Annotated in this window: 11 protein-coding genes; 8 read left to right on the top strand and 3 right to left on the bottom strand. The window is 72.0% G+C overall.

Annotation, left to right across the window (positions count from 1 at the left end; genetic code table 11):
- Window positions 1–476 precede the first annotated feature (476 nt).
- The 5 genes from leuS to ACF09C_RS18125 all read left to right on the top strand — a co-directional run bounded on the left by leuS (window position 477) and on the right by ACF09C_RS18125 (window position 8,871).
- Window positions 477–3,344: a leucine--tRNA ligase gene (gene leuS, locus ACF09C_RS18145; protein ID WP_392092439.1), complete on the top strand. Its 2,868-nt coding sequence runs from the start codon at window positions 477–479 to the stop codon at window positions 3,342–3,344.
- A gap of 145 nt (window positions 3,345–3,489) precedes the next feature.
- Window positions 3,490–4,287, top strand: a complete 798-nt coding sequence (locus ACF09C_RS18140; RefSeq protein ID WP_392092438.1) for a hypothetical protein — start codon at window positions 3,490–3,492, stop codon at window positions 4,285–4,287.
- Between the two features lie 59 nt (window positions 4,288–4,346).
- Window positions 4,347–5,192 (top strand): DegV family protein, encoded by an 846-nt coding sequence (locus ACF09C_RS18135; protein ID WP_392092437.1) that lies wholly within the window; start codon window positions 4,347–4,349, stop codon window positions 5,190–5,192.
- Window positions 5,193–5,596: 404 nt separating this feature from the next.
- Complete coding sequence (locus ACF09C_RS18130; protein ID WP_392092436.1) at window positions 5,597–6,358, top strand: helix-hairpin-helix domain-containing protein; 762 nt, start codon at window positions 5,597–5,599, stop codon at window positions 6,356–6,358.
- Entirely contained in the window at window positions 6,355–8,871 is a 2,517-nt protein-coding gene (locus ACF09C_RS18125) for a ComEC/Rec2 family competence protein (RefSeq protein WP_392092435.1), read from the top strand. The genes ACF09C_RS18130 and ACF09C_RS18125 overlap by 4 nt, the downstream gene beginning before the upstream one ends.
- 14 nt (window positions 8,872–8,885) lie before the next feature.
- Here the strand turns inward: ACF09C_RS18125 and ACF09C_RS18120 are convergent, their stop codons facing one another.
- Window positions 8,886–9,353, bottom strand: coding sequence for a pyridoxamine 5'-phosphate oxidase family protein (locus ACF09C_RS18120; protein WP_392092434.1), 468 nt, complete (start codon window positions 9,351–9,353; stop codon window positions 8,886–8,888).
- A gap of 117 nt (window positions 9,354–9,470) precedes the next feature.
- On the opposite strand from ACF09C_RS18120, the gene ACF09C_RS18115 reads away from it, so the two are divergent.
- The gene (locus ACF09C_RS18115) at window positions 9,471–10,295 is read left to right on the top strand and encodes an arylamine N-acetyltransferase (protein ID WP_392092433.1); all 825 of its coding nucleotides are present in this window, start codon (window positions 9,471–9,473) and stop codon (window positions 10,293–10,295) included.
- A gap of 40 nt (window positions 10,296–10,335) precedes the next feature.
- Here the strand turns inward: ACF09C_RS18115 and ACF09C_RS18110 are convergent, their stop codons facing one another.
- Window positions 10,336–10,596 carry a hypothetical protein gene (locus ACF09C_RS18110; protein WP_392092432.1) on the bottom strand — a complete coding sequence of 87 codons (261 nt, stop codon included), beginning with the start codon at window positions 10,594–10,596 and terminating at the stop codon, window positions 10,336–10,338.
- Between the two features lie 51 nt (window positions 10,597–10,647).
- On the opposite strand from ACF09C_RS18110, the gene holA reads away from it, so the two are divergent.
- Complete coding sequence (gene holA, locus ACF09C_RS18105) at window positions 10,648–11,634, top strand: DNA polymerase III subunit delta (protein ID WP_392092431.1); 987 nt, start codon at window positions 10,648–10,650, stop codon at window positions 11,632–11,634.
- A 505-nt stretch (window positions 11,635–12,139) separates the two neighbouring features.
- Here holA and rpsT read toward each other — a convergent pair.
- A complete protein-coding gene (rpsT, locus tag ACF09C_RS18100; RefSeq protein WP_137989361.1) occupies window positions 12,140–12,406 on the bottom strand; it encodes a 30S ribosomal protein S20 in 267 nt (88 codons plus the stop codon).
- 186 nt (window positions 12,407–12,592) lie between these two features.
- Here rpsT and lepA point away from each other — a divergent pair, with 186 nt between their 5' ends.
- Window positions 12,593–14,461 (top strand): translation elongation factor 4, encoded by a 1,869-nt coding sequence (lepA, locus tag ACF09C_RS18095; RefSeq protein WP_392092430.1) that lies wholly within the window; start codon window positions 12,593–12,595, stop codon window positions 14,459–14,461.
- The last annotated feature ends 36 nt before the right edge of the window (window positions 14,462–14,497 follow it).

Raw genomic sequence — 14,497 nt, 5'->3', positions numbered from 1 at the left:
GCCTTGAACCGGCCGACTCAGACCGGTTCGCGGAACAGGGGACGAGCGGATCTTGCGATGAGGGTTCATGGGTGCGACTCCGAATGGTGCGGATAAGCGGTCCCGTTGCGGCATGCTAAGTCGCTCCATACCGAGCGGTAGGTGGTTTGCTCGTTTACACCGCACAGGGCCGAGAACTGACTCTGGGGTTGCCCCGGATAGGGGCGATACGCGGAGTAACCCGGGCGCCTCGGGCGGCCTCGGCCGTGGGTGACCGCCGGGCGGAACGTCGGTGCGGCCCGTGCGGGCCCTGCGGTACCCTGACGCCATGCGTGCCGTACGCCTTCTGCTTAGCGAGCCGCGCTGATCAGTCCCGACGGATGAAAGATCCGGTCGGAATCGGCGCGGCGTCCCCTCCTGTGCGAGGGGATTTTTCATTTCGTGGCAGTGCAGTTCGCGGGCAGTGGGCAGAGACGATCGATGGAGCTTCAAGGATCATGAGCGAGATGAATTCGGCTGCCGAGACGGCGGCCCCGCATCGTTATACGGCGGCCATGGCCGCCGACATCGAGGCACGCTGGCAGGACTTCTGGGACGCCGAGGGCACCTACGAGGCGCCGAACCCGACGGGTGACCTGGCGGGCGACGCCGCCGTCGCGGCCCGCCCGAAGAAGTTCATCATGGACATGTTCCCGTACCCCTCGGGCGCGGGCCTGCACGTCGGTCACCCGCTGGGCTACATCGCCACCGACGTCTTCGCCCGTCACCAGCGCATGACCGGCCACAACGTGCTGCACACCCTGGGCTTCGACGCCTTCGGCCTGCCGGCCGAGCAGTACGCCGTGCAGACGGGCACGCACCCGCGCGTGTCCACCGAGGCCAACATGGAGAACATGAAGGTCCAGCTGCGCCGGCTGGGCCTGGGCCACGACAAGCGCCGGTCGTTCGCGACGATCGACCCGGAGTACTACAAGTGGACCCAGTGGATCTTCCTGCAGATCTTCAACTCCTGGTACGACGACGAGGCCAAGAAGGCCCGCCCGATCGCCGAGCTGGTCGAGCAGTTCGAGAACGGCACCCGTGACGTCCCCGGCTCCACGCGCGCGTGGAGCGAGCTGAACGCGTCCGAGCGGGCCGACGTCCTGGGCGAGTACCGCCTGGCCTACGCCTCCGACGCGCCGGTCAACTGGTGCCCCGGGCTGGGCACCGTCCTGGCCAACGAGGAGGTCACCGCCGACGGCCGCTCCGAGCGCGGCAACTTCCCCGTCTTCAAGGCCAGGCTGCGCCAGTGGAACATGCGCATCACCGCCTACGCGGACCGCCTGCTGGACGACCTGGACGCGCTGGACTGGCCCGAGGCCATCAAGCTGCAGCAGCGCAACTGGATCGGCCGCTCCGAGGGAGCCCGCGTCGACTTCCAGGTCGGCGAGGCCGGTGCCATCACCGTCTTCACCACCCGTCAGGACACCCTGTTCGGCGCCACCTACATGGTCCTGGCCCCCGAGCACGACCTGGTCGAGAAGATCGTCCCGGACGCGTGGCCGGCCGGCACGCACGACGTGTGGACGGGCGGGCACGCCACTCCGGCCGCCGCCGTCGCCGCCTACCGCAAGCAGGCCGCCACCAAGTCCGACGTCGAGCGGCAGGCCGAGGCGAAGGACAAGACCGGCGTCTTCACCGGCGCGTACGCGACCAACCCGGTCAGCGGCGAGCAGGTCCCGGTCTTCATCGCCGACTACGTCCTGATGGGCTACGGCACCGGCGCGATCATGGCCGTCCCCGCCCACGACACCCGCGACTTCGCCTTCGCCCGCGCCTTCGAGCTGCCGATGCGCTGCGTCGTGGAGCCGAGCGACGACCGCGGCACCGACCCGGCCGCCTGGGACGACGCCTTCGCCTCCTACGAGGCGAAGCTGGTCAACTCCGCCAACGACGAGATCTCCCTGGACGGCCTGGGCGTCGTCGAGGCCAAGGCGAAGATCACCGCCTGGCTGGCCGACCGCGGCATCGGCGAGGGCACCGTCAACTTCCGCCTGCGCGACTGGCTGTTCAGCCGCCAGCGCTACTGGGGCGAGCCCTTCCCGATCGTCTACGACGAGGACGGCGTCGCGCACCCGCTGCCCGAGTCGATGCTGCCGCTGGAGCTGCCCGAGGTCGACGACTACTCGCCGCGCACCTTCGACCCGGACGACGCCGACACCCAGCCCGAGACGCCGCTGTCCCGCAACGAGGACTGGGTCAACGTCACCCTGGACCTGGGCGACGGGCCGAAGAAGTACCGCCGCGAGACCAACACCATGCCCAACTGGGCCGGTTCCTGCTGGTACGAGCTGCGCTACCTGGACCCGCGCAACTCCGAGCAGCTGGTCGACCCGGCGATCGAGCAGTACTGGATGGGCCCCCGTGAGGGCATGCCCACCGGCGGTGTCGACCTGTACGTCGGCGGTGCCGAGCACGCCGTGCTGCACCTGCTGTACGCGCGGTTCTGGTCCAAGGTGCTGTTCGACCTGGGCCACGTCTCCTCGGCCGAGCCGTTCCACAAGCTGTACAACCAGGGCATGATCCAGGCCTTCGTCTACCGGGACGCGCGCGGCATCGCCGTGCCGGCGGCCGAGGTCGAGGAGCGCGACGGCGGCTACTGGTACCAGGGCGAGAAGGTCAGCCGCGTCCTGGGCAAGATGGGCAAGTCCCTGAAGAACGCCGTCACGCCCGACGAGATCTGCGCCGAGTTCGGCGCCGACACCCTGCGCCTGTACGAGATGGCGATGGGCCCGCTGGACGTCTCCCGCCCCTGGGACACGCGCGCGGTGGTCGGCCAGTACCGGCTGCTGCAGCGGCTGTGGCGCAATGTCGTCGACGAGTCCACCGGTGAGGCGACCGTCGTCGACACCGAGCCGGACGAGGACACGCTGCGCGCCCTGCACAAGGCGATCGACGGCGTCTCGCAGGACATGGCGGCCATGCGCTTCAACACCGCCATCGCCAAGGTCACCGAGCTGAACAACCACCTGACCAAGGTCGGCGGCCCGGTCTCCCGTTCGGTCGCCGAGCGGCTGGTGCTGCTGGTCGCCCCGCTGGCCCCGCACATCGCCGAGGAGCTGTGGCGCAAGCTGGGCCACACCGCCTCGGTCGTCCACCAGGACTTCCCGATCGCCGACCCGGCGTACGTCGTCGACGAGACCGTGACCTGCGTCGTGCAGATCAAGGGCAAGGTCAAGGCCCGCCTGGAGGTCTCCCCGTCGATCACGGACGCCGAGCTGGAGGCGCTGGCCCTGGGCGACGCGCACGTGGTCGCGGCGCTGGGCGGCGCGCAGATCCGCAAGGTCATCGTGCGGGCGCCGAAGCTGGTCAACATCGTCGCCTAGCCGTCGCCCGGCTTACGGCTCCGACGCATGGGGGGTTTCCCCTACGGGCAGGTTGGGGGTTCCATTGGAACCTCTGGCCTGCCCGTTCCGTTTACCGTGGAAGAACGACAGCCGAGGAAATTCGACCCACGCCGGAGGGGCGGACATGGATGCCGCGATTGTGATCATGGCGCTGCTCTTCATCGCCTTCGTGGCGCTGGGGGTGTACGCGACCGTGAAGGTGGTCAAGGCCGCCAAGCGCGGCGTCGACCGCACGATCCACCAGGCCCGGCGCACCGTCGAGGACACCACGCTGCGCGCCAAGAGCTACGGCCAGGGCGGGGTCGGGGGTGAGCTGGCCCAGCTGCGGCTCTCCCTGCGGACCTCGATGCGGGCGACACAGGACGCGCTGCAGGCGGGCGTGGCCGAGGACGCCTCGCTGCGGGAGTCCCTCGGCCTCTTCGAGCGGCTCAGCGCCCATGGGCGCGAGCTGGACGAGGACCTCAAGCGACTGGAGCGCGAGCCGGACAAGGCGCGGGTCGCCGGACAGCTCAAGGACCTGCGGGAGCGCACCGAGCGGATCACGCACTCGGCCGACTCGCTGCGCTGGGCCGCCAGGGACCGGGCACGGAGGTTCGCGGAGGACGACCTGGGCTCCCTGAGCGCCCAGATCGACCTGGAGGCGGGCGCGCTGCGCCACTGGTCGGGGGCGACCGCCCAGGACCCCGCCTCGGGCGACTTCTCCTGGCCCGCCGCCGGCGCCCCCGCGGCGGACGCCGAGCAGGGGCAGACCTGGCCCGCCGAGGCGGACGCGCGCGCCGACGCGGGCCGTGACGCGCCGACCGGGCCCGGCGCGGACGGGGAGACCCCGGACCGGCAGACGCCGCAGGCGATCACGGCGCGCGACCCGCGCGCGGCCACCTACCCGTGGGAGAAGTCCGCGCGGCCCGAAACCACGACCTGACGTCGTGGAACGCGGGGGCGGACTGCCGTCCGGCCGCGCCTGCGGGTAACCTCCCGCTCATGTCCCGGCATGTCGCGATCGTCACCGATTCCACGGCCTACCTTCCACCCCAGACGATGGAGCGGCACGGCATCACCGCTGTCCCGCTCACCGTCGTCATCGGCGACGAGGCGCTCGAGGAGGGGACCGAGGCCTCGGCTCGTCTGCTGACCCAGGCGCTCCACAAGCGCCGCCCGGTGACCACCTCGCGGCCCGGGCCCGAGGTCTTCGCGGCGACGTACCGCGCGGCGGCCGAGGCCGGCGCCACGGGCATCGTCTCGCTGCATCTGTCCGGAGAGCTGTCCGGTACGTACGACGCCGCCGTGGTGGCGGCCAAGGACGCCCCCGTACCGGTCCGGGTGGTCGACACCCGCATGATGGGGATGGCGCTCGGCTTCTGCGCCCTGGCGGCGGCGGAGGTCGTGGACGCCGGCGGCTCGATCGACGAGGCCGTCGCGGCCGCCGAGAAGCGGGCCGCGGGGACCTCCGCCTTCTTCTACGTCGACACCCTCGAATACCTCCGCAGGGGTGGGCGGATCGGCGCCGCGCAGGCGCTCCTCGGATCGGCGCTCGCCGTCAAGCCGCTGCTCCAGCTCGACGGAGGCCGGATCGAGCTGCGCGAGAAGGTGCGGACGGCGTCGAAGGCCATCGCCCGCCTCGAGGAGATCGCGGTGGAACGGGCAGGCTCAGGACCGGTCGATGTCGCCGTGCACCACCTCTCCGCTCCCGACCGGGCCGCCGTGCTCGCCGACCGGCTCCGCGAACGGATGCCGGGACTTGAGGAGTTGCAGGTCAGCGAGGTGGGCGCAGTGATCGGGGCGCACACGGGCCCCGGACTCCTCGCGGTTGTCGTGTCGCCGCGCTGAGGCGTCCATCCCTCGTGTGAGTGACGGGTTTTTCCACAACTGGGCCTCTGTCCACGGAAATCGAGGGGTCTCAGCGGATTCGGACGGATGTGCCTACCGTCCTCTCCATGGCTCTTCGCACACATCTCGCAACCCGTCCCTCCGTACGCAACTCCACACGCTCCACCGCTCGTCGGACGACCGGGGGCGCGTCCAGCGGTCCCGGTCGCCCTCCCGGATCGGACACGCGCACCCGGGTCCGTGGGCGCGGCTCGCCTCCCGCACGGGCACGGGGCAGGCACGCGGTCGCGGCGAACGGCGCGGCCGTACGGCGGCGGGGCGAGGCGCTCTTCTCCGCCGGCCCGCCCGCTGCCGTGCGCACGGCAGCGACCCCTCGGCGAGCGGCGGAATGGGGAGCGGCGGAGGTGGTCGAGCCCACCGGCCCCCAGGAGGAGCGGGCGGCTCCAGGGCGGTGGGGGCGGCTGCGGTCGGCGGTCGGCGATCGCCTGCCGGTGTGGGTGCAGACCCGGTGCGGCCTCGAACCCCGGACCCTGGCCGCGCTCGCCGTGATCCTTGTCGTGGCCGCCGGATTCGCGGGGCGTCACTTCTGGACCGGCAGGCCCGAGGCGGTCAGGGCGCCGGAGATCGTGCAGGCGGCGCCTCCGCCGCGGACCGGGCCGGCCCACGGCGATCCGGTGATCCCGACCCGTGGGGCGCCGGTGCCCGAGGCGTCACCGCCCGGTGTGGTCGTCGACGTGAGCGGCAAGGTACGGCGGCCCGGGGTGCTGACGCTGCCGGCCGGTTCGCGGGTCGCCGACGCGCTGCGGGCGGCCGGAGGGGCCCGGCCGGGAACGGACCTGACCGGACTCAATCGCGCCCGCGTCCTGTCGGACGGCGAACAGGTCGCGGTCGGGGTGACGCCGCCGGTCGTGATCGGCGGCGCGCCGGGAACGGGCGGGGGAGGAGGCGCGGGAGCGGCGGCCGGTACGCGGGCCGCACCGCTGAGCCTGAACACGGCGACGGTGGAGCAGCTCGACACCCTGCCCGGGGTGGGGCCGGTACTGGCCCAGCACATCGTCGACCACCGCGCGGAACACGGCGGATTCCGGTCGGTGGCCGAGCTGCGCGAGGTCAACGGCATCGGAGAGCGCAGGTTCGCGGACCTCGCGCCGCTGGTGCGGCCATGAACGCGCGCCGGGTGGCGGAGGACGAGTCCGTCCCCACGTCGTGGCGCGGACGGCCGGCCGAGGAGGGGCCCGCCGATCTCCGGCTCGTTCCGCCCGCGTTGGCGGCCTGGGGAGCGGCCGGGCTCGCGGTCGGCGTGGCCGGATGGTGGGTATGTGCGGGGGTGCTCGTCTGCTTGGCGGGGGCGGCGGCCCTGATGGTTTCGGTTCGCGTCCGGTCGCCGCGGGGTGGGCGAGGTCCCGGCCGTCGGGAGCGGTCCGGGTGGTGGCTGCGGGGGACCGCGGGGGCGGCGGTGCTGCTCTGCGCGGCCTCGGGTGCCGCGGCGGGCGGGCTGCACGCCGCGGACCTGCGGCGGGGGCCCGTGCCCCGGCTCGCCGACGAGTACGCCCGGGTGGGAGCGGAGGTCACGGTCATCTCCGATCCGCGGCTCACCCGGCCCCGGATCCGGGGCGACCGGACGGCCCCGGTGTCCGTGGTCCTCGACGGTCAAGCCACTCTCGTCGAGGCGGCGGGCGGGGCCGCGCACCGGACCAGGACTCCGGTCCTGGTGATCGTCCCGGCCGGGGAGGCCCAGCGGGAGTGGCTGCGGCTGCTGCCGTCGACCAGGCTGAGGCTCTCCGCACGGCTCGCGCCTCCGATACGACCGGGGGACAGGTTCGCTGCGGTGCTGCGCGTCGAAGGAGCCGGACCACCCCGGATCACCGGGCCGCCGAGCAGCGCCCAGCGCACGGCCGGGGAGCTGAGGGCAGGACTGCGCCGAGCGACCGAGGACCTCGACGGTGACGCGCGAGCGCTGCTGCCCGGGCTCGTCGTCGGTGACACCTCGCGGATCGACCAGGAACTCAGCGACGCCTTCGAAGCCACGGACCTCACGCATCTGCTGGCAGTGTCCGGCTCCAACCTGACGGTCGTCCTGCTCCTGCTGATCGGGCGGCCGGGAGCGGCGATGCGGGTGGAACGGGGCGGGCTCGCGCCCCGGCTGGGGCTTCCCTTGCGGGCCACAGCCCTCATCGGCGGAGGCCTGACGCTCGCCTTCGTGGTCGTGTGCAGACCGGATCCGAGCGTGCTGCGGGCGGCGGCCTGCGGCTCGGTCGCGCTGCTCGCCATCGCCACGGGTCGGCGCAGGTCGCTGATTCCCGCGCTGGCCGGTGCCGTACTGCTGCTGGTGCTCTACGACCCGTGGCTGGCGCGGAGTTACGGCTTCCTGCTCTCGGTCCTGGCGACCGGGGCGCTGCTCACGATCGCGCCGCGCTGGAGCGATGCGCTGCGGCGGCGCGGGGTGCCGGGCAGGCTCGCCGAGGCGCTGGCGGCGGCCCTTGCCGCCCAGGCCTTGTGCGCGCCCGTGGTGGCGGTGTTCGCTGCGCGGGTGAGCCTGGTCGCGATTCCCAGCAACCTGCTCGCCGAGGTGGCCGTGGCCCCGGCGACGGTGCTCGGGTTCGCCGCGCTCGCGCTGGCCCCGGTCTCGCTCCCCGCGGCGGAGCTGGTGGCGGGGGTCGCCGCCTGGCCCGCCGGGTGGATCGCCGGGGTGGCCAGGGCGGGTGCCGCGCTGCCCGGGGCGGAGGCCGGCTGGCCCGGCGGCTGGTGGGGCGGGCTGCTTCTCGCCGGGCTCTTCGGCCTGGTGGTGCTCGGGGCGTGGAGGCTGCCGTACCGGCGGAGGGTGGCGGTGGGCTGCGTCGTCCTGCTGCTCCTCGCGGTGGTGCGCCCTCCGCCGTTGACCCGGCTGGTCAGCGGCTGGCCGCCAGAGGGCTGGACGTTCGCGATGTGCCAGGTGGGGCAGGGCGACGCGACCGTTCTCGCGGCGGGAGGGGACGCGGCCGTCGTCGTGGACGCGGGGCCCGACCCGGACCTGGTGGACCGCTGCCTGCACGATCTCGGGGTCCGGCGGATCCCGCTGCTCGTCCTGACGCACTTCCACGCGGACCATGTCGCCGGGCTGCCGGGAGTCCTGCGGGGCAGGTCGGTCGGGGCGATCCAGACGACGGGCCTCGAGGAGCCCCCGGCGCAGGCGGCGGCCGTGCGGCGGGCGGCCGGGGCGGCGGGGGTGCCCGTCGTCCGCGCGTGGCCGGGGGAGCGGAGACGGCTGGGTCCGCTGGAGTGGCAGGTGTTGTGGCCGGCGGGGATGCCGGGAGCTGCCACGCCGGAGGAGTCCGGTCCGAACGACGCGAGTGTCACGCTGCTCGCCCGGACCCGGGAGGGGCTCAGTCTGCTGCTCCTGGGAGACCTCGAACCCCCGGCCCAGCAAGGGCTGTTGCGGGCACACCCCGCGCTCGGCCCGGTGGACGTGCTCAAGGTGGCCCATCATGGTTCCGCCTACCAGGACCCCGGGCTGATACGGGCGGTCCGGCCGCGGCTCGCGCTGGTGTCGGCCGGGCGGGACAACCCGTACGGCCATCCCGCGCCGGTGACGGTCGAGGCGCTGCGGGCCGGGGGAGCGGAGGTGCTGCGGACGGACCGGGACGGCGCCATCGCGGTGACGGGGGCGGGGCCTGGCCTGATGGCCGTACCGAGTTCATAGGGCCGTGCGGGTCCTCAGGCGCGCCACACGCCGTCGCGCATCAGCAGACGGCCCGCGAGTTCGTGCTCCTCGTGCCAGGCCCTGACCGTTTCGGGGGTGACGCGGAAGTAGAGCCAGTCGGTCGAGCCACGCGGATCCCAGGACAGCTTGGCCGCGAAGGCGTCCGCCGAGGCCGTCGGCAGGTCGGCGCCCTCGACCGGCTCGGCCGTGCCTTCGATCAGGACGACGTCCCGGGTGTGGCCGAGGCTGAGCCGGACCGCGCCTTTGGGCGTGAGGTTGCGGGCCGTGGGGTTGTTCCGCTTCGTGCAGAAGAGAAGGCTCCCCGAGTCCCAGAGGAACCACAGCGGCACCAGGCACGGCCGGCCATCGGTGGAGGCGGTCGCGACCCAGATGTCCTCCTCCTTCGCGAGCCGGTCGAGGACGTCCCGCTTGCGCTGGGCGCGGGGGCGCGGGCTGGGGCCGGGCGGTTCATGATCGGTCATGACCGGCACGGTAGCCGGGGCGGTGCGGGTGCCGCCTCGGCCGTCGGACCTCGGGCAACGGGCCTAGGTCCAGAGACTCATGGGCACGCGGAGGGACGGAGCGGCAGACTCGGTTTCATGACCACTCACACCCGGCAGACTCCGGACGTCCCCGTCGAGTCCTCCGTCGAGGCGTACCTGCGGCGCATCGGCGCCGAGCGACCGGACCGCCCCGACGCGACCGCCCTGCGCGACCTGCATCTGCGGCACTTGAAGGCGGTTCCCTTCGAGAATCTCTCGATCCACCTCGGCGAGGACATCGTCCTGGAGGAGAAGGCGCTGCTGGACAAGGTCGTCGGGGCGAGGAGGGGCGGCTTCTGCTACGAGATCAACGGCACCTTCGCCGCGCTCCTGCGGGCACTCGGCTTCGGCGTCACGCTCCTGCAGGCACGCGTCTTCGGCGAGGGCGGCAGGCTGGGGATTCCGTACGACCACATGGCGATGGTGGTGGAGACAGGGAGGGGGGCGGAGCCTGAGGGGCGGTGGCTCGCTGATGTCGGGTTCGGTGAGCACAGCCACTTCCCGCTGGCGCTGGACGAGCGGGGCGACCAGGCCGACCCCGCCGGCACGTTCCGCGTCGTCGAGACCGAGGAGGGCGACCTGGACCTGCTGCGGAACGGAAAGCCGCAGTACCGGCTGGAGACACGGCCGCGCGTGCTCGCCGACTTCACGGCGGGTGCCTGGTACCACCGCACCTCCCCGGACTCCCACTTCACGCGTTCCCTCGTCTGCACCCGGCTCACCGACGAGGGCCGGGTCACTCTCAGCGGCCACAAGCTCGTCACGCACGTGCACGGCGAGCGGAGCGAGCGGATGCTCGAAGGCGAGGAGGAGGTGAGGGGCGCGTACCGGGAGCTGTTCGGCATCGAACTCGCCGAGCTGCCGACCGTCTCGCGCGCGTAGGGCGCGCACGCGGCGCTGCCTACAGCCGTGCCGGCCGTGCCTACGGGGCTTCCAGCCAGCCCTCGTACTCGGCCGCCAGCTCGTCCAGGGCCGACGAGTCGAGCCGCCCGTCCGGGTCCTCCACGACGACCAGCCACTGCGCGTCCTCGGCGTCGTCCTCGCCTGCCAGCGCGTCCCGGACCAGCTGGGGCTCCTCGGCGACGCCGAAGCGGGCGGGCAGTTCCTCGGCGACCTCCTCGGCGGCGTCGCGGTCGGGCAGCACCAGTACGTGTCGTTCACTCACCCCGTCATTCTCGGGCATGGGGACGGATGCCGGGGATGGGTGTCAGTGGCGCGTGGGATGCTGGTCGGGATGGCCACCAGGAAGAATTCGAACGACGACCTTCTCGCCCCCGTCACGCTCGCCGTGGGCCAGGAGGACCTGCTCCTCGACCGCGCGGTCCAGGAGGTCGTGGCGGCCGCCCGGGCCGCCGACGCCGACACGGACGTACGGGACCTCACCTCCGACCAGCTCCAGCCGGGGACGCTCGCGGAGCTGACGAGCCCGTCGCTCTTCGCCGAGCGCAAGGTGCTGGTCGTGCGGAACGCGCAGGACCTGTCCGCGGACACGATCAAGGACATCAAGGCGTATCTCGACGCGCCGATCGAGGACATCACGCTCGTGCTGCTCCACGCCGGCGGCGCCAAGGGGAAGGGCCTCCTGGACGCGGCGCGGAAGGCGGGCGCGCGGGAGGTGGCCTGCCCGAAGACGACGAAGCCGGCGGAGCGGCTGACGTTCGTACGGCAGGAGTTCCGGGCGCTGGGGCGGTCGGCGACGCCGGAGGCGTGCCAGGCGCTGGTGGACGCGATCGGCAGCGATCTGCGGGAGCTGGCGTCGGCGGTGTCGCAGCTGACGGCCGACGTGGAGGGGACGATCGACGAGGCGGTCGTCGGGCGGTACTACACGGGGCGGGCGGAGGCGTCGTCGTTCAACGTGGCCGACCGTGCGGTGGAGGGGCGGGCGGCGGAGGCGCTCGAGGCGCTGCGCTGGTCGCTCTCGACCGGCGTCCCGCCCGTTCTGATCACCAGCGCGCTCGCGCAGGGGGTCCGGGCGATCGGCAAACTGTCGTCGGCGCGGGGCGGGCGGCCGGCGGATCTCGCGCGGGAGCTGGGGATGCCGCCGTGGAAGATCGACCGCGTGCGGCAGCAGATGCGGGGCTGGACGCCGGACGGTGTGTCGCTCGCGCTGCGCGCGGTGGCGGAGGCGGACGCGGGCGTGAAGGGCGGGGGGGACGACCCGGAGTACGCGCTGGAGAAGGCGGTCGTGGCGGTGGCTCGGGCGGCGAGGATGAGGCGCTAGGGCGCGGTGCGGGTGCGGGTGCGGGTGCGGGTGCGGGTCCGTTCCGTTCGGGCGATTCCCCCACCCCACCCCTTCCCGAAACCCTTCCGGGGGCTGGTGGGGGCTGAACTATCAGGGGCTGCGCCCCCAGACCCCTGCCGGACGCGGGCGGCTTTGCCCCGCGGTGGGGCGGGGCCCGCGTGGTCCAGGCTTGGCCCGAGTCCTTGCCGGGCGTGGGTGGCTTCGCGTGCGCCGTGGTGTGTGGTCCGGGCTTGGCCCGAGTCCTTGCCGGGCGTGGGTGGCTTCGCGTGCGCCGTGGTGTGTGGTCCGGGCTTGGCCCGAGCCCTTGATGGTGTTGGGTACGGCGAAGGCCCCGGGCTCCTGGGGAAGGAGGCTCGGGGCCTTCGGCGTGTGCTGGTGGGCTCGTGCACGCGTGGCGAACGCGTGTCGCGCGCGAGTCCGGGGTGCCGGTTGGGAGCGGGGTAGAGGGCCCGCTGGGTCCCGTCCGGCGTTACATCAGAGGGGCTCAGCCCTGCAGAGCGGCAACCTTGGTGGCCAGCGCCGACTTCTTGTTGGCGGCGGCGTTCTTGTGGATGACACCCTTCGAGACAGCCTTGTCGAGCGCGCGGGAGGCGGCGCGAGAAGCCACGACGGCCTTCTCGACGTCACCCGCGGCGACGGCCTCGCGGGCCTTGCGGATCGCGGTCTTGAGCGAGGACTTGACGGCCTTGTTGCGCAGGCGCGCCTTCTCGTTCGTCTTGTTCCGCTTGATCTGGGACTTGATGTTCGCCACGAAAAGAGCCTTTTCAGGTTCGGTGTTGTTTCTGAGGTGTGTACACATCGCTGAGAGGGCGCACGTGACACAGCTGTCCACGTTATCAGGGCATATAAGCTCCGCCCAAACCGAGCGGCGGCTCCCACTCGTGGGACGATGGAGCCTACGTATCCAACCGACCATCGCCCCGAGACGAGACCTTGCGTGCCCGCGACTCCTACCAACGTGCCTGAGCCGAGCCGTACCGACCCTGCGTTGATCCGCAATTTCTGCATCATCGCGCACATCGACCACGGCAAGTCCACACTCGCCGACCGGATGCTCCAGCTGACCGGTGTGGTCGACCAGCGGCAGATGCGCGCCCAGTATCTCGACCGGATGGACATCGAGCGCGAGCGCGGCATCACGATCAAGTCCCAGGCGGTCCGTCTTCCCTGGGCGCCCACCGAGGGCGAGGGTCAGGGCAAGACCCACATCCTCAACATGATCGACACCCCCGGGCACGTCGACTTCACCTATGAGGTCTCGCGGTCCCTGGCGGCCTGTGAGGGCACGGTCCTGCTCGTCGACGCGGCCCAGGGCATCGAGGCGCAGACGCTCGCGAACCTCTACCTCGCGATGGAGAACGACCTCACCATCGTTCCCGTACTGAACAAGATCGACCTGCCCGCCGCGCAGCCGGAGAAGTTCTCCGAGGAGCTCGCCAACCTCATCGGCTGCGACCCCGAGGACGTGCTCAAGGTCTCCGCCAAGACCGGTCTCGGCGTCGAGGCGCTGCTCGACCGCGTCGTCGCGACCGTGCCGGCCCCCGTCGGTGTCGCCGACGCGCCCGCCCGCGCGATGATCTTCGACTCGGTCTACGACTCCTACCGGGGCGTCGTGACGTACGTCCGTGTCGTCGACGGGCAGCTCAACAAGCGTGAGCGCATCAAGATGATGTCGACCGGTGCCAGCCACGAGCTCCTCGAGATCGGCGTCTCGTCCCCGGAGATGACCCCGGCCGACGGCCTCGGCGTCGGCGAGGTCGGCTACCTGATCACCGGTGTGAAGGACGTCCGGCAGTCCAAGGTCGGCGACACGATCACCAGCCTGAACAAGGGCGCGACCGAAGCCCTCGGCGGGTACAAGGACCCCAAGCCGATGGTCTTCTCCGGTCTGTACCCGCTCGACGGCTCGGACTACCCCGAGCTGCGCGACGCGCTCGACAAGCTGCTGCTCAACGATGCCGCGCTGGTCTACGAGCCGGAGACCTCCGCCGCGCTCGGCTTCGGCTTCCGCGTCGGCTTCCTCGGCCTGCTGCACCTGGACGTGATCCGGGAGCGTCTGGAGCGCGAGTTCGGTCTCGACCTCATCGCCACCGCGCCGAACGTCGTGTACCGCGTGGTGATGGAGGACGGCAGCGAGCACACCGTCACCAACCCGAGCGAGTTCCCCGAAGGCAAGATCAACGATGTCTTCGAGCCCGTCGTGCGGGCCACGATCCTCGCCCCGAGCGAGTTCATCGGCGCGATCATGGAGCTGTGCCAGACCCGGCGCGGCACCCTCCTCGGCATGGACTACCTCTCCGAGGACCGGGTGGAGATCCGCTACACCCTCCCCCTCGCCGAGATCGTCTTCGACTTCTTCGACCAGCTGAAGTCCAAGACGCGCGGTTACGCCTCCCTCGACTACGAGCCCACCGGCGAGCAGGCCTCCAGCCTGGTCAAGGTCGACATCCTGCTGCACGGCGACAAGGTCGACGCCTTCTCGGCGATCACCCACAAGGACGCCGCGTACGCGTACGGTGTGCGGCTCGTCGCCAAGCTGCGCGAGCTCATCCCGCGGCAGGCCTTCGAGGTGCCGATCCAGGCCGCCATCGGCTCCCGGGTCATCGCCCGCGAGACCATCCGCGCCATCCGCAAGGACGTCCTCGCCAAGTGCTACGGCGGTGACATCTCCCGTAAGCGGAAGCTGCTGGAGAAGCAGAAGGAAGGCAAGAAGCGGATGAAGATGGTCGGCTCCGTGGAGGTCCCGCAGGAGGCCTTCATCGCCGTTCTGTCGAGCGACGAGTCCGGCGGCAAGGCGAAGAAGTAAGTAGGACCGGCCGACGGACCATCCGTCCCCCGCATC

The sequence above is a fragment of the Streptomyces sp. NPDC014870 genome (assembly GCF_043081505.1).
In the GTDB taxonomy this organism is placed as follows: domain Bacteria; phylum Actinomycetota; class Actinomycetes; order Streptomycetales; family Streptomycetaceae; genus Streptomyces.
This window is presented reverse-complemented; position numbering and strand designations above follow the sequence as displayed.